The organism is Leifsonia shinshuensis (assembly GCF_013410375.1).
GTDB lineage: Bacteria > Actinomycetota > Actinomycetes > Actinomycetales > Microbacteriaceae > Leifsonia > Leifsonia shinshuensis.
The window spans coordinates 640660-661483 of the sequence record NZ_JACCFL010000001.1; the positions used below are offsets into that span (position 1 = coordinate 640660).

Genomic DNA, 20824 nt, shown 5'->3' on the forward strand with positions numbered 1-20824 from the left:
ACGCGCGTTAGCAAAACCGACCAATGGCTTGTATTCGGGAAGACGGGTGGCGTATGGTTACGCGTGTTAGCACGCAACGTCGCCTGCTCTGAAAGGACAATCCCCCGTGACAACGCCGTCTGATGACTTCCCCGAGGGCCCCCGGCCCGTCCAGCCCACGCTCCCCCCGAACCTCTCCGGCGCCCCCGACAGCGTCGCGCTCGGCTCGACCCTGACCACCGCCGACTCGGCGTTCTCGGCCGCCCCGACCTCCGCCGTCTCGGCCCAGTCGCCGCAGAAGGTGAAGGTGCGCGGCAAGCTGCTGAAGCTGATGCTCTGGATGGCGCTGGCCAACATCGCAGTGTTCGGCATCTGGGGAGCGGTTCCCGGCCTGCTGCTGCCGACGCAGATCACGAACATCGTCGGCAAGGACGCGAGTGTGGGAGCGTTCGGCCTCATCGCCACGATCGGTGCGTTCGCGGCGATGGTCGCGCAGCCGATCGCGGGTCTGGTCTCGGACCGCACGCGCAGCCGGTTCGGCCGTCGCGCTCCCTGGATGGTCGCCGGCGGTCTCCTCGGTGGACTCTCACTCATCTTCATGGGCGCCTCGAACGGCATCGTCCAACTCGGCATCGCCTGGGTCATGGTCCAGGTCTGCTACAACTTCGCGCAGGGCCCGCTGTCGGCGATCCTTCCCGACCGGGTCCCGAGCGGAGCGCGCGGCACCTTCTCGTCGCTGTCCGGCCTCGGTCTCATGGTCGGTGCGCTCGGCGGCAGCATCGCGGGTGCGATGTTCCTCACGAACGTCTCGACCGGCTACCTCGTCTTCGCAGGCTTCGCGCTGATCGTGCTCGTGCTCTTCGTCGTGTTCAACCCGGACCGCTCGAACAAGGGCGAGCCGAAGCCCCCGTTCAGCCTGGGCGCCTTCCTGCGGACCTTCTGGGTCAACCCCGTCAAGCACCCGGACTTCTTCTGGGGCTTCACCGGCCGCCTGCTGCTCTACGCGGGCTACTTCATGGTCACCGGCTACCAGCTCTTCATCCTCCGCGACTACGTCGGTCTCGGTGCCAAGGCCGGAGCCTTCGTCCCGCTGCTCAGCCTGATCAGCATGGCCGGCACGATCATCACCACCCTCATCGGTGGTCCGCTGTCCGACAAGCTCGGCCGCCGGAAGGTCGTCGTCATCGTCGCCGGCTCGGTGATGGCGCTGTCGATGCTGTTCCCGCTGATCCTGCCGTCGCTCGTAGGCATGATGCTGTTCTCCTTCGTCGCCGGCCTCGGCTTCGGCGCCTTCCAGGCCGTCGACACGGCGCTCATGAGCGAGGTGCTGCCGTCCAAGGACGACTTCGCCAAGGACCTGGGCGTGCTCAACATCGCCGCCACGCTGCCGCAGACGCTCGCCCCCGGTATCGCGAGCATCGTCATCCTCACTCTCGGCGGCTACGCCGCCCTGTTCCCGATCGGCATCGTGATCGCGCTCCTCGGCGCGTTCGCGGTCCTCCCGATCAAGTCCGTCCGCTAGGAGCACCACCGTCATGACCGACACCACCACCGCCACCGACGTCGCCGACGAGTTCCTCGACGGCCTGCTCGGCTCCCTCTCCCTGGAGCAGAAGGTGCGCCTCCTCACCGGAGCGTCCTTCTGGACCCTGCACGACGAGCCCCAGATCGGGCTGGAGACCATCGTGGTCTCCGACGGCCCGGCCGGCGTCCGCGGACAGCTGTGGGACGAGCGCGACTCGTCCGCCAGCCTGCCGTCGCCGACCTCCCTCGCCGCGTCGTGGGACGTCGAGCGGGTGCACCGGCTCGGCCGGCTGATCGCGGCCGAGGCGCGCCGCAAGGGCGTCGGCGTCGCGCTCGGCCCGACCGTCAACATCCAGCGCTCGCCGCGCGGCGGCCGCCACTTCGAGGCGTACAGCGAGGACCCGTGGCTCTCCGGCGTCGTCGGCACCGCCTTCGTGAAGGGCGTCCAGTCCTGCGGTGTGGGCGCCACGCCGAAGCACTACGTGGCGAACGACAGCGAGACCGACCGCATGACGGTCGACGTCCAGGTGGACGAGCGGACCCTGCGCGAGGTGTACCTCGCCCCGTTCGAGCGCATGGTGGTGGAGGGCGGCGCCTGGCTGGTGATGTCCTCCTACAACTCGGTCAACGGTGTGACGATGACCGAGAACGACCTGCTGCGCTCGCCGCTCAAGGAGGAGTGGGGCTTCGACGGCGTCGTGGTCTCCGACTGGATGGGCGTCCGCGACACCGTCGCCGCCGGCAGCTCCGCGCAGGATCTCGCGATGCCCGGCCCGGACGGCGTCTGGGGCGACGCGCTGGTGGAGGCCGTCCAGGCCGGCCAGGTGGACGAGGCCGCCATCGACGAGAAGGTCCGCCGCATCCTCCGCCTGGCGGGCCGCCTCGGCGCGCTGGAGGGTGTGGAGGCCGCGACTCCGCTCGCCGAGCCCTGGCCGCAGGAGCGCATCGACGCCCTGCTGCGGGAGGCCGCGGCCGACGGGATGGTGCTGGTCCGCAACGAGGGTCTGCTGCCGCTCGACCCCGCAGCCGCTCCGACGATCGCGCTGCTGGGCGAGCACGCCCGCATCGCCCGCACGCAGGGCGGCGGCTCGGCGACGGTCTTCCCGGACCACGTGGTCACCCCGTTCGACGGGCTCGTGGAGGCCTACGGCGCCGAGCGCGTCCGTTACGCGGCCGGCGTGAAGTCGTCCGAGTCGGTCCTCCCCATCGACGGGCGCGTCGCGACGGACCCGGTCACCGGGGAGCCCGGCGTGCACGTCCGCTTTCTCGCGGAGGACGGCGCCGTGCTGCTCGACGAGCACCGCGCCTCCGGCAAGCTGGTCTGGCTGGGCGACCCGATCCTCGGCGAGACCGCCGTGGTGGAGGCCACCGCCGAGTTCACCGCGCCGGCGGACGGCGAGTACTCGGTCGGCTTCGCGGGCCTCGGGCTGTTCCGCTTCGAGGTGGACGGCGAGCTGAAGAGCGACGGCCTGTTCTTCCCGGAGGGCACCGACCCGTTCATGGCGTTCCTCAACCCGCCGAAGCAGTCGTTCCCCGTCGACCTGAAGGCCGGCCAGAGCGTCTCGCTGCGGCTGGAGCACCGCCCGCAGCAGCAGGCGGGCCTCGCGGCCGTCATGTTCACCTTCGGCTACGAGGAGCCCTTCGCCGACCCGGAGGCCGAGCTGGCCCGCGCGGTCGAGCTGGCCGCCGCGTCCGATGTCGCCGTGGTGGTGGTCGGGACGACCGAGACGCTGGAGTCGGAAGGCTTCGACCGCACCGGCCTGCGCCTCCCCGACGGCCAGGACGAGCTCGTCCGCCGGGTCCTCGCGGTCAACCCGCGCACCGTCGTGGTCGTGAACTCCGGCGGCCCGGTCATCCTCCCCTGGCTGGAGGAGGCGCCGGCCGTGCTGCTCACCTGGTTCCCCGGCCAGGAGACCGGCGGGGCGCTCGCCGACGTGCTCTCCGGCGCCCGCGAGCCCGGCGGCCGCATCCCGACCACCTGGGCGGCGGACGAGGAGGACGTGCCGGTCTGGCAGGTCGAGCCGATCGACGGGAAGCTGTTCTACGACGAGAAGCTGAACGTCGGCTACCGCGAGTGGCTGCGCCGCGCGGCCCTCGGCGGCCCGGCCCCGGCCATCCCGTTCGGCCACGGCCTCGGCTACACCGAGTGGGAGCTCGGCGAGTCCACCCTCGACGGCCGCACCGTCAGCGTCCCGGTCACGAACGTCGGCGACCGAGCGGGCAAGCAGGTCGTGCAGGTCTACCTGTCGCGCGTCTCGGAGTCCGACATCGAGCGCCCCGTGCTCTGGCTGGCCGGCTACGCCCTCATCCGCGCGGAGGCGGGCGAGGCCGCGGTCGCGACCGTGGAGCTGGAAGCGCGCTCGCTGCAGTACTGGTCGGTCGACGACCACGCCTGGCGCACCGAGCCCGGCGAATACGCGGTCCAGGTCGGCACGTCGGTCGCCACCCTCGGGGAGCCCATCCGGTTCACCGTGTGACCCCGGGCGGCCGCGCGCGCCGCCCGTTGCAAGACCCGCCCCCTCGGCCGTGACCTTCCGGCCGAGGGGGCGCACCATTCTCCGGGCGTTCTCGTGGGCAGCCTGTCGCGTCCGTCGGTGGACGCGAGTAGCGTCTGGGCCAAAGGGGGACGACATGACCACACTCCATGGCCGCGAGGGCTCGGCGCTGCTCGTGATCGACGTTCAGAACGGTGTGATCGGCGGCGCGTACCGCCGGGACGAGGTGGTGCGGAACATCGCCGGGCTCGTCGAGCGGGCGCGCTCCGAGGGCGTTCCTGTCGTGTGGATCCAGCACTCCGACGAGAACGTCGAGTACGGCAGCGAGGCCTGGGAGTACGTGCCGGAGCTGAGCAGGGACGACGCCGAGGCGCTGGTCCCCAAGCACTACGCCGACGCGTTCGAGGACACGCGGCTGGAGGAGGTGCTCGCCGCGGCGGGCGTCGGACGGCTCGTGGTGACCGGGTCGCAGACCGACGAGTGCATCCGGTCCACCATCCACGGCGGCCTCACCCGCGGCTACGACGTGACGCTGGTCGGCGACGCCCACACCACGGAGGACCTGAGCGAGTGGGGTGCGCCGACACCGGACCTCGTCATCGCGCACACCAACCTCTACTGGGGCAACCACCGGGCGCCTGGGCGCACGGCGGAGGTCGTCGGGAGCGAGGACGTCGTCTTCGGCTGACCGGCACCGACCGACCGACGTCAGGGTGCCGGCGCCAGCCCGGAGACCGCGACCACCTCGAGCGCGACCCGTGTGATCCCGTCCTCGGTGCGCTCCAGCCGGATCGGCATGCCGGGGAGGTCGACGGCGAACCAGAACACCAGCATGGCGTCGCCGCGCCGCACCGTGTAGCGCAGGCAGGACCGCGTCCCGAGCGGGCCCTCCAGCTTCACGCGGTCGATGGTGGTGGCGTCGGCGGGGAAGGCGGCGTGCTCCTGGAGCTCGAGCCATGTCGACCGCTCGCGCTCGACCGGGCCGGCAGGCTTCCCGCTCTCGTCGAGCGGGGTGTCCTCGATCCAGGCGCCCTCCTCGTCGTCCTCCGCGAACCGGATGGCGGTCAACCCCTCGGGGTGACGCACGACCGACACCCGGCCGGCCGGGCAGCCCCGCCGGATCTCCGCGGCAGTGAACGGCGTCGGTGCGAGCCCGGGCGCGAGCACGTGCGGGTCGGCGTCGGTCATGCGTCAGGATTACCACACCGGCCGCGCCGCACCCCGGCACCCCGGTTCTGGTTGACTGGCAGGGTGTTCCCCTACGAGCGGCTGCGGCGGCGCCCCGACGTCGAGGCGTCCAACCTGTTCGCCTCCGACGCGGCCGACCGGTTGCTCGCCGACCTCGCCGGCGACGACGTCCTCGAGGACGGCCTGGTGGTCATCGGGGACGCGTACGGCGCGCTCACCCTCGCCGCGGCCGCCCGCGGCGCGCGCGGCATCCGGGTGCACCAGGACCCGCTGACCGCCGAGCGCGCGCTCGACGCCAACGCGGATGACCTCGGGCTCGGCGGGACCTACGAGCACCGGCCGCTCGATGCCTCCCTCGTCGCCGGAGCCCGTACGGTCCTGCTGCGGCTGCCCCGGAACCTGGAGGCGCTGGCCGAGATCGCCGCGCTCACCGCCGAGCACGCCGACCCCCGCGTCGTCGTCCACGCGGGCGGGATGCTCAAGCACATGACCCCGGCGATGAACGGTGTGCTGGGCGAGGTCTTCGGCGACGTCCGGGCCTCCCTCGCCCGGCAGAAGGCGCGCGTGCTCACGGCGCGCGTCCCGGAGCCCGCCGCGGCGACGGCGCTGGACCGCTGGCCGGACCGCGCCTTCGACGCGGAGACCGGGCTCCACGTCTGCGCCTACGGCGCGGCCTTCGCCGGGGCGACGGTCGACATCGGCACCCGGCTCCTGCTGTCGGTGCTCGGCGACGCGATGCCGGAGGCGGCCACGGCGATCGACCTCGGCTGCGGCACCGGTGTGCTGGCCGCGGCACTCGCGACCGCGCGGCCGGGCCTCCGCGTGATCGCGACCGACCAGTCGGCGGCGGCCGTCGCGTCGGCGCGCGCGACGGCGTCGGCCAACGGTGTCGCCGACCGGGTGACGGTCGTGCGCGACGACGGCCTGGCCGCCCAGCCCGACGGCTCGGCGGAGCTCATCGTGCTCAACCCGCCGTTCCACATCGGCGGCGCGGTGCACACCGGCATCGCGCACCGGATGTTCGCGGACGCCGGCCGTGTGCTGGCTCCCGGCGGAGAGCTCTGGACCGTCTGGAATTCGCACCTCGGCTACCGCCCAGCGCTGGAGCGCGCGGTCGGGCCGACCCGACAGGTCGCCCGCAACCCGAAGTTCACCGTCACCGCGTCGCAGCGCCGCTGACCCGCGGGGCCACGCGGGCCCCGCGCGCCGGCCTGTGCGCCCGCCTGTGCCCGCCTGGGCGCCCGCTATGGGACGCTTCCGGGCTTCTCACGCGGGCCGCGCTGGTCGCAGCCCAGCCATAGCACCGCCGTCCTACCGTCGAGGCAGGAGAGGAGGACCGACGTGACCTCTCTCCCGCGCCGCCCCCGCCCGCTGCGCCACGGCGGCCTGATGCGCGGCCTGTCCGGCCTTCGCGCGCTGTGGAGCCCGCCGGTGCTCGGGATGCCGGTCGTGGCTCGCGAGGTGCGGACGGCGCGGCTCCTGCTGCGGCCGTACCGGGCGACCGACGACGCCGACTGGCGTCGCATCGAGGACGACGAGGAGGTGCGCCGCGGGCTCGACAGGCCGCTGCGCACTCCCCGCCAGGCGCACGAGCACCTGCTCGCCCGCACGACGCACACCTCTCTCTCCGAGCCGGGAGACCTGCTCGTGCTGGCCGTCGAGCACGACGGCCGCGTGATCGGCGACGTCTCGCTGCACCTGCGTACGGTCGCCGCGGAGACGCGGGTCGTGGAGATCGGCTGGTTGCAGCTGACCTCAGAGGGAGGCCGCGGCTACGCGACGGAAGCCGCTCGCGCGATGCTCGACCTGGCCTTCGGCGAGGTGGGCGCGTGCCTGGTGACGGCGGTGGTGGACCGCTCCAACCTGTCTTCGGCGCGACTGGCGCTCCGGTTGGGCTTCCGCCTCGCGGGAGCGACCGCGCAGCGCGCGACCTTCGTGCTGGCGGAGGCGGACGACGCCGCGCTGCGAGCGGCCCAGCCGGCGTGCGGGTCTGCGGATACGCCGCCGTTCGGGACGAAAAGTGTCGATAATCTCTGAGTAGACCCTCAACTACCTCGGTTTCCGTTTGTTTCGAGCACATTAACGACCGATTCCGTGGCGAAAAAGCTTGTCCTCGGGTCCCGGAATTGCTAACGTCCCCCTGTCGCATACGCGACCCTAGCCAGGGAGAGCAATGACGCAGGAATATTCCCGGCCGGACTCCGCCGCACCCGAACGCGGAGCCGACCCTCGCGGGGGCGAAGACAAGCACGCACTGCAGGCGGACGGGGTGAGCGCCGCCGGCTCCATCGTGATGGCCGTGGCGGGCAGCGCTCCCGCGTACTCGATCGCAGCCACCACCGCGACGCTCGTGGGCGCCGCAGCGCTCGGCGCGCCGGCCGCACTGCTCTGGTGCGGCCTCCCGATGCTCGGCATCGCGTGGGCGTTCCTCTATCTCGGTCGCGCCGACGTGAACGCCGGAGCCACCTACTCGTGGGTCGCCCGGGCCCTCCACCCCATCCTCGGCTTCCTGTCGGGCTGGGCGCTGGTCATCTCGGCGACGATCTTCATGGTCGCGGGAGCCCTCCCGGCCGGTGCGATGACGGTCACGCTGTTCGCGCCCGACCAGGCGAACAATGCCTGGCTGATCACCGGCGTCGGTGCGATCTGGTTCCTCGTGATGGCGGCGTGCGTCCTGTTCGGCGTGCACGTGACCGCGCGGGCGCAGTGGATCATGTCGGTCATCGAGGTCGGCATCCTCATCCTCTTCGCCGTGCTGATGATCGTCCGTGCCGCGACGAGCAGCCACGCCGGCCCGAACTTCTCGTGGGACTGGCTGGGCTTCAGCCACCTGACCGGCCAGGGCGTCTTCGTCTCGGCCGCGCTGATCGCCGCGTTCTACTACTGGGGCTGGGACGTCTCCTCGAACCTCAACGAGGAGACCAAGGACGGCCACAAGAACGCGGGCTCCGCCGGCATCATCGGCATCGTCATCGTGTTCCTGCTGTTCGAGATCTTCACGATCGCGACGCTCATCATGCTGCCGTCGAAGACCATCGAGAACAACAGCGCCAACATCCTCTCGGTCCTCGGCGACGCCGTCTGGCCGGGCATCGGCGGCAAGATCCTCGTCGTGGCCGTCGCGCTGTCCACCATCGCGACGCTGGAGACCACGCTCATCCAGGTGACCCGCACGCTGTTCGCCATGGGCCGCGACCACACCATCCCGAAGGCGTTCGGCCGCATCCACCCGCGCTGGCGGACCCCGGCGTTCGCGACCCTGGTCGTCGTCGGCGTCTCGATCATCCTGTTCGTCGGCTCCAACCTGCTCGGCTCGGTCGGGCAGATCATGACCAACGCGATCGCGTCGATCGGCATGCAGATCGCTTTCTACTACACCCTCGCGGGCGTCGCGGTGGTGGTCGCCTACCGCCGCGTCCTGTTCAAATCGGTGAAGAACGCCCTTCTGATCTTCCTCTGGCCGCTGGCGGGCGCGATCTTCATGGGCGTGATCTTCGTGATGGGGATCACGCAGAACACCCCGATCGTGAACGTCCTCGGCGTCGGCCTGATCGCAGTGGGCATCATCCCGCTTGTGCTCTTCTACCGGAAGGGCAAGGAGTACTACACCCGCCGCCCGCTCGAGCTCCCCGCGGAGCTCGACGCGAAGGCGCCGGCGAACATCGACGACAGGGACCCTGCCGCGCTCTGAACCCGAATCGAGCGCGGTCCTGACCCGACCCGACGCGACCGCCGAGCATCCTCCCACCCCTGGGATGCTCGGCGGTCGCGTTTGCGCTGCCGGCGCGTCGGCGCCCGAAGTTCGACAACGCGTAGAGTGGGGGCCATGAGTGCGCGCGGATCCCGGGTCGTCCGCGGCTTCGCGGCCGCCGGCGTCGCCACCCTCGTCGCCGCGCTCTTCCACATGGCGGGAGGCGGCCAGGCGCCCAGCGCGCTGGCCCTCACGCTCAGCCTGGTCTTCTCGTCCCTCGCGAGCATCGTCCTGGTCGGCAGGCGGGTCGCGCTGTGGCGGCTGGCGCTCGCCGTGCCGGTCAGCCAGTTCCTCTTCCACGCGCTGTTCACGCTGAGCCCGTCCGCGACCTTCAGCGGGATGCCGGCGGACGGCCACCTCCACGCGGGGATGCACCTGACGCTGGTGCCCGGCTCCGCGGTGGCGTCCGCGGGGATGGCGCCCGCGGGGATGATCGCGGGCCCAACCTTCCTCGGCGAGGACGCGGGGATGTGGCTGGCCCACGCCGCTGCCGCCGCCCTCACCATCGCGGTGCTGCTGCGCGGCGAGCGCACCCTCCTCGCGGTCGCACGTTTCGCGTTCTTCCGGCTCACCCGGTTCGCCGATCGCGTCGCCGCCGTCGCGCCCGCGCCGCTGCGACGCGTCGCCACGCCGATCGACACCGTCCCCGCGAGCCTGCGGGGCGTGGACGCGCTGATCGGCTCGCTCCGGCACCGGGGTCCTCCGCGGGTGGTGGTCCCGGCCGGCTGAGCGTTCGCTCGTCGCGTCCGGGACAGAGGCAGCTCACTTCCCTCCCACCCGGCCGCCGTCGCGGCCGAGAAACCGGACGAAACCATGAACAGCACTTCCGCGCGCACGCACGCGCTCCACACCCGCACCCGCACGCTCGGCCTCGCCGGCGCGGCCTCGGTCGCCGCGATCGCTCTCGCGCTGGCGTCCCCGCTCGCCGCCAGCGCGCACGTCACCGTCGGCCCGAACCAGGCCGCCTCGGGCAGCTACGCCACCCTCACCTTCAAGGTCCCGACCGAGTCGGCGACCGCCGGCACGGTGAAGCTGGAGGTCGACCTGCCGACCGACACCCCGCTCGGCTCCGTCTCGTACCAGCCCATCGCCGGGTGGAGCACGCAGGTGGTCACCGAGAAGCTCGCCACACCGATCAAGACCGACGACGGAACGGTCACCGAGGCGCCGATCAAGGTCATCTGGACGGCCGCGTCCGGAGTTCAGATCGCGCCCGGCCAGTTCCAGCAGTTCGTCATCTCCGCCGGCGCGATGCCCGACACCGGCCGCATCGTGCTCCCGACCCACCAGTTCTACTCGGACGGCACCGTCGTGAACTGGGACGAGAAGACACCGGCCTCCGGCGCCGAGCCGGAGCACCCGGCTCCGACGGTCTACATCAACGACGCGCCCCCTGCCGCGAGCGGGTCGTCCGGCGTGCTGGCCACCTCCGGAGCCGCGCCGTCTCCCGCCAGCGCCGCGGCGTCGCCGGGCGCGGCCGCGGTCGCGATCGGCCTCGGGATCGGCGGGCTCGCGCTCGGCGCCATCGCGCTCGTCGTCGCCGTGTTCGCGGCGACCCGGCGTCCGCGGGCGGCCGCACCGGTATCGTCGGAGAAGTGACGATGCCCCGTGCGACCACCCGCCTGCTCGCCGGGCTCGGCGGCGTCCTGGCCGCGGCCGCGCTGGCGCTGGCGCCCGCCGTCGCCGCGAGCGCGCACGACTACCTGGTGCAGACGTCGCCCCAGAGCGGCGCCACCCAGACCGACCCGCTCGACCAGGTGAAGCTGACCTTCAACGACCGGGTGCTCGACCTGGGCGGCGACGGATCGTCGGCGATCCTCCGGGTGGTGGACGGCTCCGGCCGGCACTTCGAGACGGGCTGCCCTGCCATCCTCGACACCACGGTCTCGGCCCCGGTCGCGCTCGGCGCGGCGGGCGCGTACACGGTGGACTGGCAGGTCGTCTCGGCGGACGGCCACACGGTGTCCGGGTCCTACGGGTTCACCTACCGGCCGCCCGCGGGGACGTCCGCCGCTCCCGGCAGCTCCGCACCCGGCTGTGCGAAGTCGGGTGCGACGGCCCCCGCGGCCGCGGCGCCGACCTCGACCGCGTCGACCGCCGTGCCCACCAAGGCGGGCGACGACAACCTCGGTCTGGTCATCGGCATCGCGGTCGGCATCGTGGTGCTGGCTCTGATCGGCGTCGCGATCGTGGTGCTGACGGCGCGGAGGCGGCCGTCGGCAACGGAGGAGTCCGCGCCCGACACGCCGTCCGACCGCAGCTAACGGAGGACTCCGGCCCCTCCCTCCGTCCGAACTCCTCCGTTCTCCCCGGCGCCGCCCGGCGCGGGAACGGAGGAGTTCGGCCGTGCTGCGCCGCCGATCTCCTCCGCTGGCTGCTCCGCAGCGGCGTGTCGGCCGGGATCTCCTCCGCTGCCGACGTCAGGAACGGGGACGCTCGGCGCGCGAGTCGTCGCGCGCCCGCTTCTTCGGCCCCGGCGCATCCAGGAGCGAGAGCCAGAAGAGCAGGCTGAGCAGGCCGAAGATCAGCAGCGCCAGCGCCAGGTCGGTCCACTCGAACGGGATGAACGTGCCGTCGATCGACATGACCAGCACGGTCTCCACGATCCCGAAGACCAGGAAGAACAGCCCCAGCAGCGTCCGCGTCACCCGGACCCGGCCGCGCCGGTGCACCTCTACGCGCCGCAGCTCGACCATGAGGGTCAGCAGGAGCAGGGGGAGGATCTGCGCGAGCGTGGCGGCGGTCGGACCGTCCAGCAGCACCACACGCGCGTCCAACGGGTCGATCATGAGTGTCAGGCTAGTGCAGTCCGGAATACCTCTGGCAGAACCAAACTTGAGCTTAGTAGACTCAACTTTGTCACAGGACTTCGAAAGGAAACCCAGGAGTATGGCGAACATGCAGGGCGCCCCCTCCACGCAGGAGGACGCGAAGAGCGCGCTCGAACAGTACGGCATCAACCTCACCGAGATCGCCAAGAGCGGCAAGCTCGACCCCGTCATCGGGCGGGACGCCGAGATCCGCCGCGTCAGCCAGGTGCTGACCCGGCGCACCAAGAACAACCCGGTGCTCATCGGCGAGCCCGGCGTCGGCAAGACCGCCGTCGTCGAGGGGCTCGCGCAGCGCATCGTCGCCGGCGACGTCGCCGACTCGCTCAAGGGCAAGCAGCTCGTGGCCCTCGACCTCTCGGCTCTGGTCGCCGGCGCGATGTACCGCGGGCAGTTCGAGGAGCGGCTGAAGGCCGTCCTCAAGGAGATCAACGACGCCGAGGGCGAGATCATCACCTTCGTCGACGAGCTCCACATCCTGATGGGCGCCGGCGGCGGGGAAGGCTCCGTCGCGGCCTCCAACATGCTCAAGCCCATGCTGGCCCGCGGCGAGCTGCGCCTGATCGGCGCCACCACGCTCAACGAGTACCGCGAGTTCATCGAGAAGGACGCCGCGCTGGAGCGCCGCTTCCAGCAGGTCTACGTCGGCGAGCCCAGCGTGGAGGACACGGTCGCCATCCTGCGCGGCCTCAAGGGCCGCTACGAGGCGCACCACGGGGTCACCATCGAGGACTCCGCACTGGTCGCCGCCGCCTCCCTCTCCAACCGCTACATCACCGCGCGCCAGCTGCCGGACAAGGCGATCGACCTGATCGACGAGGCCGCCAGCCGCCTCAAGATGGAGATCGACTCCGCCCCGGTGGAGATCGACACCCTGCAGCGCCAGGTCGAGCGCATGAAGCTGGAGGAGTTCGCGCTCAAGAAGGAGAAGGACGACGCGAGCAAGGACCGCCTCCAGCAGCTCCGCGAGCGCCTGCAGGAGCAGGAGGCCACCCTCGAGGAGCTGCAGGAGCGCTGGCGCGCCGAGAAGGCCGCGCTCAACCGCGTGGGCGAGCTGCGCTCCCAGCTGGAGGAGGCCAAGACCCGCCGCGACCTCGCGCTGCGCGACGGCCGCTACCAGGAGGCGTCCCGCATCGAGTACGAGACCATCCCGAACATCGAGCGCGAGCTGGCGGAGGCGGAGCAGGCCGAGCACAGCCACCCGCGCATGGTGAACGAGCAGGTCACCGCCGACGACATCGCCGCCGTCGTCGCCGCGTGGACCGGCATCCCGGTCGACCGGCTCACCCAGGGCGAGACCGAGAAGCTGCTGAACCTGGAGTTCGAGCTTGGCCGCCGCATCATCGGCCAGAAGAAGGCCGTGCAGGCGGTCGCCGACGCGGTGCGCCGCACCAGGGCGGGCATCTCCGACCCGGGCCGCCCGACCGGTTCGTTCCTGTTCCTCGGCCCCACCGGCGTCGGCAAGACCGAGCTGGCGAAGGCGCTCGCCGCGTTCCTGTTCGACGACGAGAAGGCGATGGTGCGCATCGACATGAGCGAGTACGGGGAGAAGTTCTCCGTCTCGCGGCTCGTCGGCGCCCCTCCCGGGTATGTGGGCTACGAGCAGGGCGGCCAGCTCACCGAGGCCGTGCGGCGCCGTCCGTACTCGGTCATCCTGCTGGACGAGGTCGAGAAGGCGCATCCCGAGGTGTTCGACGTGCTGCTGCAGGTGCTCGACGACGGCCGGCTGACCGACGGTCAGGGCCGGACGGTCGACTTCCGCAACACGATCCTGATCCTGACCTCCAACCTGGGCAGCCAGTACCTGGTCGACCCGACCCTGAACGAGATCGAGCGCGAGGAGGCCGTGCTGCAGATGGTGCGGCAGGCGTTCAAGCCCGAGTTCGTCAACCGGCTGGACGACATCGTCGTGTTCTCGGCGCTGACCCAGGAGGAGCTCGGCGAGATCGTGGAGCTCAACATCGACCGGCTGATGCGCCGGCTCGAGGAGCGCAGGCTGGAGCTGGCGGTCACGCCGGACGCGCGGCGCTGGCTGGCCGAGCGGGGGTACGACCCGATCTACGGCGCGCGTCCGCTGCGCCGGCTGATGCAGCGGGAGATCGAGGACAGGCTCGCCACCGAGCTGCTCGCGGGCGAGATCCGCGACGGCGACACGGTGCGGGTCGACCTGGACCCTTCCGGCGAGCGCCTGGCCGTCGCCCCCGTCCGCGAGTAGCGGGCCGGGGCGGCGCCGCCGCGATCAAGACCCGGCCGGGGCGGTCAGGACCGAGCCGGGTAGACCCCCTGCAGCGCGATGACGTAGTTCAGCGCGACTGAGGGCTGCAGGTTGTTGTGCGGCTGGGAGCCTCCGGCGGCCGCGAAGGCGCCGGGGTTGAGCGGGACCGGGCCCGGCGCGGTCGGGCTGCCGTACGCCGCCTCGGTGAGGCGGCCGACCCGCGGCTCGGCGAACGCGGCGCCGGACGGGCTCCCCGTCGTGCCGGGCGCCGGCACGGCGAGCACGCCGTGGGTGTGTGCAGGCAGCTCGCTCTGGAGCAGCGCCAGCTGGGCGACCCCGCCCTGCTCGCCCTCGGCGTAGTCCTCGCCGTAGTTGCTCTGGCCGAAGCCGAGCGGCGTGTTGCCCTGCAGGTTCGGCAGTGCGAAGTTCGAGGTGCCGTTGCCGCCGTACGTCGTCCCGAGCAGCGAGAACAGGGCGACGTTCTGCGAGATCGGCAGCAGCTGTCCCGCGCAGAACGCCCAGCCTGTCGGTGCGAAGGTGAAGGCGACGAGGCGGATCTCGCCGACGAACTGATCTGACATCGGGTCTCCTAGTTCTGCGAGGGGAAGATGCCCGTGAGCGCGATGGCGAACTGGACGGTCAGGTACGGGGCGGTGTTCTCGTGCGGCTGGTTGCCGCCGACGGTGGAGACCGTGGTCGGGTTCATCGCCACCGACGCCGTCTGGCCGTAGGCGGCCTTCCCCGGCTGGGCCAGCGCGACGGTCCCGCTCGGGACGGTCGCTGTCGCGGTCGCGGCGACGGACGCCCCGTGCACGTGGGCCGGCATCTCCTGGACCGTGAGGGTGTGCGCGTACTCGCCGAATCGCAGCCCGAGCGGATACGCCGTCCCCACGCCGACCGGCACCCGGCCCTGCAGGTCCGGGAGGCCGAACGTGCGGATTCCGTCGCCGCCGTAGTTCGTGCCGAGCAGCGCGAACAGCGCCTGGTTCTGGTTGATCGGCAGCAGCTGGCCGTTGCACTGCGCCCAGCCCTTCGGCGCGAAGTTGAAGCTCATCAGGCGGATCTCGCCCAGGTACGGTATGCCCATGCGGTGCTCCGATCAGGTCTGCGACGGGAAGACGCCGAAGGCCGAGATGATGAATCCGACGGCGAGGTAGGGCTGGCGGTTCTCGTGGGGCTGCGAGCCTCCGGCGAAGGAGAGCTGCTGCGGCGCGAGGGCGACGGTCGGGTCGACGGCGCTGTACGGCACGTCCGCCCAGCCGGCGGGGAACGCGTTCGCCGCGTTCGCCGTGGTCGCGCTCGCGGCCGCCTGCGGGGTGTGCGTGTGCCGGGGGATCTGCATCGTGAAGAGGGTGACGGAGGGCGACCCGCCCTGCTGCCCGATCGAGAAGGTCGCGCCGGGACCGCTGCCCTGGTGCACGGGGAACCGACCGCGCAGGTCCGGCAGCTGGAAGGTGCTGGTGCCGTCGCCGCCGTAGGTCGTGCCGATCAGGTTGAAGAGAGTGGGGTACTGATCGATCGGCAGCACGCTGCCGTCGCAGAAGAACCATCCCACCGGTGCGAAGTTGCCGGCGAACATGCGGATCTCGCCGACGTAAGGCTGGCTCATGGGGTCTCCTCGTCGCGATCGGTGAAGACGGCGTCCAGCGTCAGCGCGTCGTCGCTGCGCCCGGACGGGACCAGGAAGACGTCCTCCGCGATCCCCGGGCCGGTGAGGGCGTAGGTCTGCTGCCCGACCTGCGCGTCCGGCGCGGCGGTGAACGAGAGGGCGTACGAGACCCAGCCGGCCGAGCCGGTCACGTCGCTCACGCGGGAGAGCACGAGCTCGTGCGTCGTCCCGTCCGGCGCCGTGGCGCGGAAGGGCCGCCCGGCGGCCGCGCTCCAGCCGGCATGCCCGGCCGTCATTCGTCGACCTCCGTCGCCATCAGGAGGTACCCGAACTGCTCGGCGATCACCGCGAAGCCGTGCCGCTCGTACAGCCGGCGCGCACCGTGGTTGAGCGCCCAGACGGTCAGCGTCACGTGGTGGTGCGAGGCGAGGAGGCCGGCCAGCACGGTCGAGGCGATGCCGCGCCCGCGCCGCTCGCTGAGCACGGCCAGGTCGACCAGGTGGGTGCGTCCGCCCTCCCGGTGCACGGTGAACAGGCCGACCGGCTCGCCGTCGTCGAGGATGATCGACGTCTCGGCGTCAGGGTAGCGGGCGTGCCGGTCGGCGGAGTGCGCGCGGTACTGCAGCGCCAGCAGCGGGTCGAGGTCGGCGGCGGCCACCCCGGGGAACTCGCTCCGGCGGGCGTCGAGGAACACCCGGCGCAGGAACGCCTCATCGGCGGAGGTCGCCGCCCGCAGCTCGATGGTGCTCAGCGCCATCACGCCGTCCGGTTCACCACGGCCTGCATCGTGCGGGTCATCCCACGCGGGCCGATCGGGCTGAGGAACAGGTCGACCGGCGGGACGCCGGAGCGACGCAGCGTGTAGATGGCGTCCGACGCGACGAAGCCGGACGCGGAGAACAGGAGCGAGAAGCGGTGCTCGTCGCCCCGGGAGCCCCCCGGCACGTCCTCGATCGCGGTCAGCAGGAGGTCGATGCTGCGGTCGCCGTCGTCGGCGCGGAACATCCCCCCGACGGCCGGCGCGAAGAGCGAGCGGACGGGGTCGACCACGGCAGGGGAGGCGGCGGTCGCGGCCGCGCGGCGGAGGCCGCCGGCGAGCGCGGGGGCCGCTGCGCCCGTCACCGTGCCGAGGGCGCCGAGCGCGCCGAGGCCGCCGAGCGCCGTGGTCATCACAGCGCGGCGCGACACGTCGGGCACGGTCGGTCCTTCCTGGCCGGGTTCGCTCCACGCGGCCGGGTTCCGCGGAGCATGGATGCGAGCTTAGGGCATGGGCGCGCTGTCGCTCTGGCCCGCAGAGAGGGGGCATCCGGGCGTGCCGTGCCGTCGATAGCATCGACCTGCCCATACCCGATCGCGCGAGGGGACCCGACCTCCATGCCGCACACGACCGTGCCGTCGACCCGTCCCTCGTCGACGTACGGTCGCCGCCTCCCGCTCGCCGCGATCGGCGTGGTGACCGCGCTGGCGGCCGCGCTGCTCGGCGGGGCGCTTCCCGCGCAGGCGGCCGGGACCATCAGCGTGGGGACCTCGGCCGACGGGGACGCCAACAACGCGTGCACCGACCCCAACGTCACGGCGACCGCGTTGCCGGTGACGCTGCGCAACGCGATCTGCGTGGCGAACAACCTGGGCGGCGCCCAGACGGTCTCCGTCCCGGCGGGGACGTACCGGCTGGCCGCGAACTCCGGTGCGTTGCAGGTGGGCACCCGGGCGGGAGCGAACATCACCATCGACGGCGGCACGACCGCGCCGACCATCGTCGGCGACGGCACGCACCAGGTGTTCCTGCTCGACCCCCAGACGATCGGGAACGTGAGCGTCACGCTCGCGGGCCTCACGGTCACCGGCGGCGTGGACAACGTGTTCGGCGGCGGCGCCGTGGTCGGCGGCTCGCCGGACCCCGCGGCGCCGGACTCCCTCACCATCAACGGCTCGGTGTTCTCCGGCAACGCGGCGAACACCACCGGAGGCTCGACCGCGAACCCGGGCGGCGCTGTGCAGTTCATCGGCGGCTCTCTCGTGGTGCAGAACTCGACGTTCACGAACAACGACGCCGGAGTCGGCTCGGGCGGCGCGATCTACTACCAGACCGTCGGGACGCAGGGCCAGAAGCTCAGCGTCACGGGCAGCACGTTCACCGGCAACCGCGCGACGGCGACCGGGGTCACCGGCGGATCGGCGATCGCCGTCAGCGACCCGTCGGGCGGGAACTCGCTGTCGATCAGCGGCTCCACGATCAGCGGCAACACCGTCACGGCCGGGACCGGCGCGTTCCACGGCGCCGTCTGGCTGGACGGCGGAGCGCTCGACGTGTCGAGCTCCGTCCTCACCGGCAACACCGGCACAACCGGAGACGGCTCGGCGGTGTCGGTGACCTCCGGCACGCTGACCGGCCAGTACGACCGGATCACCGGCAACGGCGGCGCCGCGGTCGACCGGATCGGCGGCTCCGTCGCGCTGACCCGGTCCTGGTGGGGCTGCAACGGCGGGCCGGGCGGGGCCGGCTGCGACACAGTCGCCGGCGCGGTGACCGTCTCCCCGGTCCTGACGCTCGCCCTCGCGGCATCGCCGACCACGGTGCTGCAGCCCGCGACGATGACTCAGGTCACGGCCTCGCTGGTGGACGCGCTCGGCGCGACCCCGCCCGCCGGCTCCCTCGGCGCCTTCGCCGGCCTGTCCGTCGCGTGGAGCGTCGGCGGCATCGCCGGGGCGTCCGTGTCGCCGAGCTCGACGGCGCTCGCCTCCGGCTCGGCCTCGACCACGTTCACCTCGGCGCGGACCGGCAGTGCCACCGTCAGCGCCGCCTTCGCGGGCGGGTGGTCCACGCTCGCCGTGCCGGTGTACGCGCTCCCGGTCGTCACGACCGCCGGCCCGCTCACCGCCGTCGTCGGAACCCCGTCGACGGCCACCGTGACCGCGACCGGCTACCCGGTGCCGACGCTGTCGCTCGTCGGTTCCGCGCCCGCCGGTCTCGTCTTCCACGACAACGGCGACGGGACCGGATCGTTCACCGGCACGCCGACCGGTCCGGCCGGGGACACCGCCGTGTCGATCCTCGCGCACAACGCGGCGGGCGACGCCACCCGGCCCCTCACCTTCTCGGTGTACCAGGCGCCGGCGTTCACGAGCGCCAACGCGACCACCTTCAGCGTGGGCAGCGCTGGCTCGTTCACGGTCACCACCAGCGGCCGTCCGAGCAATCCCGCCGTGACGGTCTCCGGTGCGCTCCCGGCCGGCGTCACGTTCCACGACAACGGTGACGGCACGGCGACCATCGCGGGCACTCCCGCCGCGGGCGCCGGCGGCGTGGCGCCGCTCACCCTGACCGCGAACAACGGCCAGGGCTCGCCCGCCGTCCAGTCGTTCGCTCTGACCGTCCAGGAGGCGCCGCGCCTCACCAGCGGCACGCAGGCCACCGCGCGGGTCGGCGTCCCGTTCAGCTACACCGTGACGACCGCGCACGCGTACCCGGTGCCGACGCTCGGCGTGATCGGCGCCCTCCCGGCGGGCCTCGCGTTCCACGACAACGGCGACGGCACGGCGACCATCTCCGGCACTCCGGCCGGCCCGGGCCAGACCGCGGCGCTCACCGTCTCCGCCGCGAACGGCGTCGGGCCGGTGGTCACGGCCTCCCTGACCCTCCTCGTCGAGCAGCTCCCGGCGATCACGACGGCCGCGCAGAACCAGTCGGTCGCGACCGGCGGCACGGCCACCTTCACCGCCGCGGCGTCCGGCTACCCCGCGCCGACCGTGCAGTGGGCGGTCTCCGCCGACGGCGGCGCGACGTACCAGGACCTCCCCGGCGAGACCGCGCCGACGCTGAGCTTCACCGCGGCGCTCTCCGACAGCGGCCACCGCTACCGCGCCACCTTCACCAACCAGGCGGGCGCCGTCAGCACGGACGCCGCGCTCACGGTCGGCCAGACGCCGCTGATCACCAGCTCCGGGGGGACCACCTTCACGGTCGGGACGGCCGGATCGTTCCGGGTCACGACCTCGGGCATCCCCGCGGCCGCGCTCACCGCGAGCGGGACGCTGCCGGGCTGGCTGAGCTTCACCGACGCCGGCGACGGCACGGCGACGATCGCCGGGACCCCGCCCGCCGGCTCGGGTGGCGTCCACACCTTCACCATCACCGCGGCGAACGGCTACCTGCCGCAGGCGACGCAGAGCTTCGCGCTGACCGTCGCGGAGTCGCCGGCGATCACGAGCGCGGCGGCGGGGACGCTGACGGCCGGGACGGCGGGGGGTCTCACCGTCACCACGACGGCCGGCTACCCTGCGGCGACGGCGCTGCATGTGTCCGGCGCGCTGCCGTCCGGCGTGCGGTTCGTCGACAACGGCGACGGGACCGGTTCCTTCACCGGGACCCCCGCCGCCGGCTCCGGAGGCGTCTACCCGGTGACCGTCACGGCCGCCAACACGCTGGCGCCCGCGGCCTCCCAGAGCTACACCCTCACCGTGAACGAGGCCGCCGCCTTCACCAGTGCGGCGACGCTGGCCGTCGAGCGCGGCGTGGACGTCGACTTCCGCATCGTCACCGGGCACGCCTACCCGGCGGTCGGCGCGATCGCCCTGAGCGGGACCCTCCCGTCCGGGCTGGCCTTCCACGACAACGGCGACGGCACCGCGACGATCACCGGGATCACGCTGGACCCGGCGGGCGTCGGCACCGTGACGCTGACGGCGGGCGGCGCGACCCAGACCCTGAGCGTGACGGTGGCGGACGTGCCGGCGCTCAGCCTCCCGCTGCTGCCCCCGGCGCCGGACGGACCCGTCGCCGGTGTGCTGGGCTCGCCGGTCGCCGGCCAGTCCGTCACGCTGACCGCGTCCGGCTTCGCGGGCGACTCCCCGGTGACCTTCGGCATCTACTCCAGCCCGGTGGCGCTCGCGACGGTGAACGCGGACAGCAGCGGCGTCGCCACGGCGACGGTCGTCATCCCCGCCGGCTACACGGGTGCGCACTCGCTGGTCGCGGTCGGCACGGCGCCGGACGGGAGCGACCGCGTGCTGCGGACCGACATCCAGCTGCCCGGCGCGTCGACCGGGACGGGAGGCGGCGGCTCCGGCGGTTCCGGCTCGGCGGCCGGATCCGGCTCCGGCGCGTCCACTGCCGCGCAGAGCGGTCTGGCGGCGACGGGCAGCGATGTGACGCCGGTGGCGCTGCTCGCGCTGTCCCTGCTCGCCGCGGGCGCGCTGCTGCTGGTTCGCAGGCGGGCGCGGCGGGCGTAGCCT

Annotated in this window: 19 protein-coding genes; 11 read left to right on the forward strand and 8 right to left on the reverse strand. The window is 72.6% G+C overall.

The window, feature by feature from the left end; translation table 11 throughout:
- Positions 1-106: 106 nt before the first annotated feature.
- From HNR13_RS03225 to HNR13_RS03235, 3 genes are all read left to right on the forward strand, one after another.
- Entirely contained in the window at positions 107-1501 is a 1395-nt protein-coding gene (locus tag HNR13_RS03225) for an MFS transporter (RefSeq protein ID WP_343063433.1), read from the forward strand.
- A gap of 13 nt (positions 1502-1514) precedes the next feature.
- Positions 1515-3980, forward strand: coding sequence for a beta-glucosidase H (locus HNR13_RS03230; protein WP_179604417.1), 2466 nt, complete (start codon positions 1515-1517; stop codon positions 3978-3980).
- 154 nt (positions 3981-4134) lie between these two features.
- On the forward strand, positions 4135-4686 hold the full coding sequence (locus HNR13_RS03235) for an isochorismatase family protein (RefSeq protein WP_179604418.1): 552 nt from the start codon (positions 4135-4137) through the stop codon (positions 4684-4686).
- A 20-nt stretch (positions 4687-4706) separates the two neighbouring features.
- On the opposite strand, the gene HNR13_RS03240 is transcribed toward HNR13_RS03235, so the two are convergent.
- Positions 4707-5186, reverse strand: coding sequence for a hypothetical protein (locus tag HNR13_RS03240; RefSeq protein WP_179604419.1), 480 nt, complete (start codon positions 5184-5186; stop codon positions 4707-4709).
- Positions 5187-5249: 63 nt separating this feature from the next.
- Between HNR13_RS03240 and HNR13_RS03245 the strand changes: the two genes are divergently transcribed.
- The 6 genes from HNR13_RS03245 (at position 5250) to HNR13_RS03270 (ending at position 11201) form a co-directional block, all read left to right on the forward strand.
- Complete coding sequence (locus HNR13_RS03245) at positions 5250-6365, forward strand: class I SAM-dependent methyltransferase (RefSeq protein ID WP_343063434.1); 1116 nt, start codon at positions 5250-5252, stop codon at positions 6363-6365.
- Positions 6366-6527: 162 nt separating this feature from the next.
- Positions 6528-7223: a GNAT family N-acetyltransferase gene (locus tag HNR13_RS03250; RefSeq protein WP_179604421.1), complete on the forward strand. Its 696-nt coding sequence runs from the start codon at positions 6528-6530 to the stop codon at positions 7221-7223.
- Between the two features lie 136 nt (positions 7224-7359).
- Positions 7360-8877 carry an APC family permease gene (locus HNR13_RS03255; RefSeq protein ID WP_179604422.1) on the forward strand — a complete coding sequence of 506 codons (1518 nt, stop codon included), beginning with the start codon at positions 7360-7362 and terminating at the stop codon, positions 8875-8877.
- Between the two features lie 135 nt (positions 8878-9012).
- Entirely contained in the window at positions 9013-9666 is a 654-nt protein-coding gene (locus HNR13_RS03260; protein ID WP_179604423.1) for a hypothetical protein, read from the forward strand.
- An 84-nt stretch (positions 9667-9750) separates the two neighbouring features.
- The gene (locus tag HNR13_RS03265; protein ID WP_179604424.1) at positions 9751-10536 is read left to right on the forward strand and encodes a YcnI family copper-binding membrane protein; all 786 of its coding nucleotides are present in this window, start codon (positions 9751-9753) and stop codon (positions 10534-10536) included.
- 2 nt (positions 10537-10538) lie between these two features.
- Positions 10539-11201, forward strand: a complete 663-nt coding sequence (locus HNR13_RS03270) for a copper resistance CopC family protein (RefSeq protein ID WP_179609094.1) — start codon at positions 10539-10541, stop codon at positions 11199-11201.
- Between the two features lie 156 nt (positions 11202-11357).
- Here the strand turns inward: HNR13_RS03270 and HNR13_RS03275 are convergent, their stop codons facing one another.
- Positions 11358-11726, reverse strand: a complete 369-nt coding sequence (locus HNR13_RS03275; protein WP_179604425.1) for a hypothetical protein — start codon at positions 11724-11726, stop codon at positions 11358-11360.
- Positions 11727-11826: 100 nt separating this feature from the next.
- Between HNR13_RS03275 and HNR13_RS03280 the strand changes: the two genes are divergently transcribed.
- On the forward strand, positions 11827-13980 hold the full coding sequence (locus HNR13_RS03280) for an ATP-dependent Clp protease ATP-binding subunit (protein WP_179604426.1): 2154 nt from the start codon (positions 11827-11829) through the stop codon (positions 13978-13980).
- A gap of 44 nt (positions 13981-14024) precedes the next feature.
- Here HNR13_RS03280 and HNR13_RS03285 read toward each other — a convergent pair whose 3' ends face one another.
- From HNR13_RS03285 to HNR13_RS03310, 6 genes are read right to left on the reverse strand one after another with little or no spacing between them, the layout of a single operon-like run.
- Entirely contained in the window at positions 14025-14561 is a 537-nt protein-coding gene (locus tag HNR13_RS03285) for a phage tail protein (protein ID WP_179604427.1), read from the reverse strand.
- 8 nt (positions 14562-14569) lie between these two features.
- Positions 14570-15067 carry a phage tail protein gene (locus tag HNR13_RS03290; RefSeq protein WP_179604428.1) on the reverse strand — a complete coding sequence of 166 codons (498 nt, stop codon included), beginning with the start codon at positions 15065-15067 and terminating at the stop codon, positions 14570-14572.
- Positions 15068-15079: 12 nt separating this feature from the next.
- On the reverse strand, positions 15080-15589 hold the full coding sequence (locus HNR13_RS03295; RefSeq protein ID WP_179604429.1) for a phage tail protein: 510 nt from the start codon (positions 15587-15589) through the stop codon (positions 15080-15082).
- Positions 15586-15885, reverse strand: coding sequence for a DUF6916 family protein (locus tag HNR13_RS03300; RefSeq protein ID WP_179604430.1), 300 nt, complete (start codon positions 15883-15885; stop codon positions 15586-15588). The genes HNR13_RS03295 and HNR13_RS03300 overlap by 4 nt, the downstream gene beginning before the upstream one ends.
- Positions 15882-16346 carry a GNAT family N-acetyltransferase gene (locus tag HNR13_RS03305; RefSeq protein ID WP_179604431.1) on the reverse strand — a complete coding sequence of 155 codons (465 nt, stop codon included), beginning with the start codon at positions 16344-16346 and terminating at the stop codon, positions 15882-15884. The genes HNR13_RS03300 and HNR13_RS03305 overlap by 4 nt, the downstream gene beginning before the upstream one ends.
- Positions 16346-16786 (reverse strand): DUF6916 family protein, encoded by a 441-nt coding sequence (locus HNR13_RS03310; protein ID WP_179604432.1) that lies wholly within the window; start codon positions 16784-16786, stop codon positions 16346-16348. The genes HNR13_RS03305 and HNR13_RS03310 overlap by 1 nt, the downstream gene beginning before the upstream one ends.
- Before the next feature lie 177 nt (positions 16787-16963).
- Between HNR13_RS03310 and HNR13_RS03315 the strand changes: the two genes are divergently transcribed.
- Entirely contained in the window at positions 16964-20821 is a 3858-nt protein-coding gene (locus HNR13_RS03315; RefSeq protein ID WP_179604433.1) for a beta strand repeat-containing protein, read from the forward strand.
- Positions 20822-20824 lie beyond the last annotated feature (3 nt).

Coding starts and splice junctions, on each gene's coding strand:
- HNR13_RS03260 (WP_179604423.1), top strand. CDS start 9,013: ATGAGTGCGCGCGGATCCCGGGTCGTCCGCGGCTTCGCGGCCGCCGGC.
- HNR13_RS03270 (WP_179609094.1), top strand. CDS start 10,539: ATGCCCCGTGCGACCACCCGCCTGCTCGCCGGGCTCGGCGGCGTCCTG.
- HNR13_RS03240 (WP_179604419.1), bottom strand. CDS start 5,186: ATGACCGACGCCGACCCGCACGTGCTCGCGCCCGGGCTCGCACCGACG.
- HNR13_RS03280 (WP_179604426.1), top strand. CDS start 11,827: ATGGCGAACATGCAGGGCGCCCCCTCCACGCAGGAGGACGCGAAGAGC.
- HNR13_RS03285 (WP_179604427.1), bottom strand. CDS start 14,561: ATGTCAGATCAGTTCGTCGGCGAGATCCGCCTCGTCGCCTTCACCTTC.
- HNR13_RS03275 (WP_179604425.1), bottom strand. CDS start 11,726: ATGATCGACCCGTTGGACGCGCGTGTGGTGCTGCTGGACGGTCCGACC.
- HNR13_RS03315 (WP_179604433.1), top strand. CDS start 16,964: ATGCCGCACACGACCGTGCCGTCGACCCGTCCCTCGTCGACGTACGGT.
- HNR13_RS03230 (WP_179604417.1), top strand. CDS start 1,515: ATGACCGACACCACCACCGCCACCGACGTCGCCGACGAGTTCCTCGAC.
- HNR13_RS03265 (WP_179604424.1), top strand. CDS start 9,751: ATGAACAGCACTTCCGCGCGCACGCACGCGCTCCACACCCGCACCCGC.
- HNR13_RS03300 (WP_179604430.1), bottom strand. CDS start 15,885: ATGACGGCCGGGCATGCCGGCTGGAGCGCGGCCGCCGGGCGGCCCTTC.
- HNR13_RS03295 (WP_179604429.1), bottom strand. CDS start 15,589: ATGAGCCAGCCTTACGTCGGCGAGATCCGCATGTTCGCCGGCAACTTC.
- HNR13_RS03305 (WP_179604431.1), bottom strand. CDS start 16,346: ATGGCGCTGAGCACCATCGAGCTGCGGGCGGCGACCTCCGCCGATGAG.
- HNR13_RS03235 (WP_179604418.1), top strand. CDS start 4,135: ATGACCACACTCCATGGCCGCGAGGGCTCGGCGCTGCTCGTGATCGAC.
- HNR13_RS03290 (WP_179604428.1), bottom strand. CDS start 15,067: ATGGGCATACCGTACCTGGGCGAGATCCGCCTGATGAGCTTCAACTTC.
- HNR13_RS03255 (WP_179604422.1), top strand. CDS start 7,360: ATGACGCAGGAATATTCCCGGCCGGACTCCGCCGCACCCGAACGCGGA.